This window comes from Mycobacterium sp. TH-M15, assembly GCF_057473705.1.
The window spans coordinates 1-3022 of the sequence record NZ_JBYCLB010000121.1 but is presented as its reverse complement, the minus strand read 5'-3'; the positions used below and the strand labels follow the sequence as shown (position 1 = coordinate 3022).

4 protein-coding genes and 1 pseudogene are annotated in these 3022 nt (G+C 68.5%); 2 read left to right on the top strand and 3 right to left on the bottom strand.

All coding sequences use genetic code 11. The annotated features are described in order from the left end of the window. From AC2VNT_RS03070 to AC2VNT_RS03060, 3 genes and pseudogenes are all read right to left on the bottom strand, one after another. On the bottom strand, nt 1-354 hold a 354-nt coding region (locus tag AC2VNT_RS03070; protein WP_486945456.1), incomplete at its 3' end, for a mycothiol transferase. Nucleotides 355-364: 10 nt separating this feature from the next. Further along, nucleotides 365-938 (bottom strand): annotated as a pseudogene (locus AC2VNT_RS03065) (NAD(P)-dependent oxidoreductase). 4 nt (nt 939-942) lie between these two features. Continuing rightward, a complete protein-coding gene (locus AC2VNT_RS03060) occupies nt 943-1521 on the bottom strand; it encodes a TetR/AcrR family transcriptional regulator (protein ID WP_486945457.1) in 579 nt (192 codons plus the stop codon). 141 nt (nt 1522-1662) lie between these two features. Here AC2VNT_RS03060 and AC2VNT_RS03055 point away from each other — a divergent pair, with 141 nt between their 5' ends. Further along, nucleotides 1663-2571, top strand: coding sequence for an oxygenase MpaB family protein (locus tag AC2VNT_RS03055; RefSeq protein ID WP_486945455.1), 909 nt, complete (start codon nt 1663-1665; stop codon nt 2569-2571). Between the two features lie 236 nt (nt 2572-2807). Continuing rightward, nucleotides 2808-3022 (top strand): WXG100 family type VII secretion target (locus AC2VNT_RS03050; RefSeq protein ID WP_486945454.1); only part of this gene is annotated, 215 nt, incomplete at its 3' end.

Sequence of the window (3022 nt, the reverse complement as noted above, 5' to 3'; positions counted from 1 at the left end):
GATCTCCCGGGACCGGTCGCACTGCTGCCGGTAGTCGGTGATCAGCGCGTCCAGGGAATCCTCGTCGGTGTGGGTGAACTCCCACTCCCGCTCGTGTGCCCGGCGATTGTCGTTGACCTGCCCTTGCAGCAGCTGCTCGAACCAGCCGTACTCCGCCCAGCGCAGGTGCTTGACCAGCCCGCCCACCGTCGTCGCCGACGAGACGAGATGGCGCCGGGCGTCGGCCTCGGCGAGCCCGGCCGCCTTGCGCACCACGATGCCCCGGTAGTCGCCTAGGAACGACTCGAGAACCTCGCGCTCGGTTCCCGCGGTGGCCTGCACCCGAGAACCGGCCGGTAGCCAGGGATTGCTCACAGCGGAGACGCTAACACCGGCGCGCCGCAGCGCAGTCCGCCGGTCCGTTCACCACCTCGGTGAGTGACCGGCCGCCCCCCAGCCGGCGGCAGTGTCGACCGCCGCCGGCAGATAGCGACGCATGGTGTCGGTCGTGTACCAGCTGACATGCGGGGTCGGCACCACATGGCCAGACCGAGCAGCGGATTGGTGGCGGGTACCGGCTCGACGGCGAAGACGTCCAGCCCGGCCGCGGCCAGCAGGTGGGCCAGCGGACGCCAGCCGGGTCGCCCGTCGTCAGCGGTGCTGGTGTGCAGCACGGTGGCGTCCATCGCTTCGACGATCCGGGCGACCCGCTGCGCCACGCTGCCGTAGCCGACCAGCCGACGCGGCGCAGCCAGCATCAACAGAACGGTGCCCTCGGCGACCGACGCGGACTTGGCGCCGGGCATGTTGGCCACCGCGATGCCCCGCTCGGTGGCGACGTCGACGTCGACCGTGTTCACCCCGACGCCGAACTTCTGCACCAACCGCAACCGACCAGCTTCCGGCGCAACCAGATCCACCGCAGGACCGGGCCGGAAATGAGCCAGGACGGTCAGCACGTCGTCAGGCACGATAGAGGGCCGGATCGGCGAGCCGGTCGAGCAGCGCGGTCAGCTGGTCGACCAGTTGGTCTGGGCCGAAGCGCACCTCGCCGCTGAGCCAGGCGCTGATCGTCTGCCCCACCCCGCCGACGACGAAGTGGGCGCCGGCCCTGATCCGGTCGTTCTCCGGCAGGTGCAGGGCGGCGACGGCGTGTTGGCCGGAGAGCATCGCCAGCAACGCGCTGGATTCCACCCGTTTGCGGACCACGACGGGGTTGCTCAGGTGCGCGCTGAACAGCAGCCGCCCGATCCGGGCGTCGCCGGCGATGGTCCGAACCACGTTGGCGATCCCGGCGCGGGTCTGTTCCTCCGGTTCGGCGGCGGCGACCACCGACTGGGTGGCGGCGGCGAGCCGGGCGATCACCCAGTCGAAGACCTCGCTGACGAATTCGTCCTTGTCGGCGAAGCTCTCGTAGAAGTACCGGACGGCCACCCCGGCCCGTCGGCACGCCGCGCGCACGGTGACCTCGGCCCACTCGCGAGGATCGGCCCCGAGCAGGTCCAGACCGGCGGTGAGCAGTCGATCGCGCCGGTCGGCCATCCGGTCGACGGCGTCGACGCCGGCGTACGGGCGCGCACTCGATGTCTTGGCCGCAACCACGCCGTCATCTTGACACCGGTTCACGACATCCGGCAATATCAGGAAACGAGCGTTCTCACAATTTTGGTAAGGGGTTACCAGATGGCAGCCAGCACCCGCGTGCCGCAGGTCGAGCGCACGGTCAGCGAGCCGCCGGACCCGAACCGACGACGCGCCCCGAAGTCCAAGCACGGCATGACGATGGCCGACGGGCTGTTCGCGCTGTCCATGCTGGAAGGCTCGGCGAACGTGATCATGGAGCTGGCCCGGCCCGGCGTGGGCCACGGCGTGGTGGAGAGCCGGGTGGACAGTGGCCGGGCCGACCTGCACCCGTTCAAACGGGCGCGCACCACGATCGGCTATCTGGCGGTGGTCGCGCTCGGCACCGACGAGGAGCGCAGGGCCTTTCGGGAAGCGGTCGATTCCGCGCACCGGCAGGTCCGATCCACCAAGGACAGCCCGGTGACGTACAACGCGTTCGATCCCCAGCTGCAGCTGTGGGTGGCGGCCTGCATCTACAAGGGCTCGGTCGACGTCTACCGGATGTTCTACGGCGAGCTGGACGACGAGGACGCCGACGACCAGTATCGGAAAGCCAAGATTCTCGGCACCGCGCTGCAGGTGCGCGAGGAGATGTGGCCGCCGGACCGGGAGGCGTTCGACAAGTACTGGCAGGAGCAGCTCAACACCAACATCCACATCGATGACGTGGTGCGCGATTACCTGTACGACATCGCCGCGGTCCGGATGCGCGGCGTGACCCTGCCCGGGCCGCTGCACAAACTGGTCGAGAAGCCGATGCTGTTCATCACCACCGGCTTTCTGCCGCAACGGTTCCGGGACGAGATGCGGCTGCCGTGGAGCGATGGCAAGCAGCGGGGGTTCGACGCGATGATCGAGGTGCTGCGGGTGGTCAACAACCTGACCCCGAAGCCGCTGCGCCGGCTCCCGTTCCAGGCGCTGATGTGGGACATGCGCTGGCGGATGCGGACGGGTCGCCGGCTGGCCTGAGCCGGCGGGTCCGCCGATCGTCGCGCAGGTGCGGATACACAGCGTGAGGTGATCGGCAATTAATGATTTCGTTTGACGATGTATCCGCAATTGCGGGTTACCGACCGCCGATTACCGGCGTATAGTCCCGGATGTGCGGCCGCGGGGGGTTGGCTGCGATTCGGAGGCCGGTGAGCCGTGCCGGGAACCGGACCGCGTCGGGATGCGACTAGTTGATGACCGGATGGGAGTCAGTGATGAGTGTGTTGGACGCGCATATTCCGCAGTTGGTGGCGTCGGAGTCGGCGTTTGGGGCGAAGGTGGCGTTGATGGGTAGCACGGTGGCGCAGGCCGAGCGGGTGGCGTTGTCGTCGACTTGGCAGGGTGATACCGGGATGACGTATCAGGCGTGGCAGGCGCAGTGGAATCAGGCGATGGAGGAGTTGGTGCGGGCCTATCACGCGATGGCCAC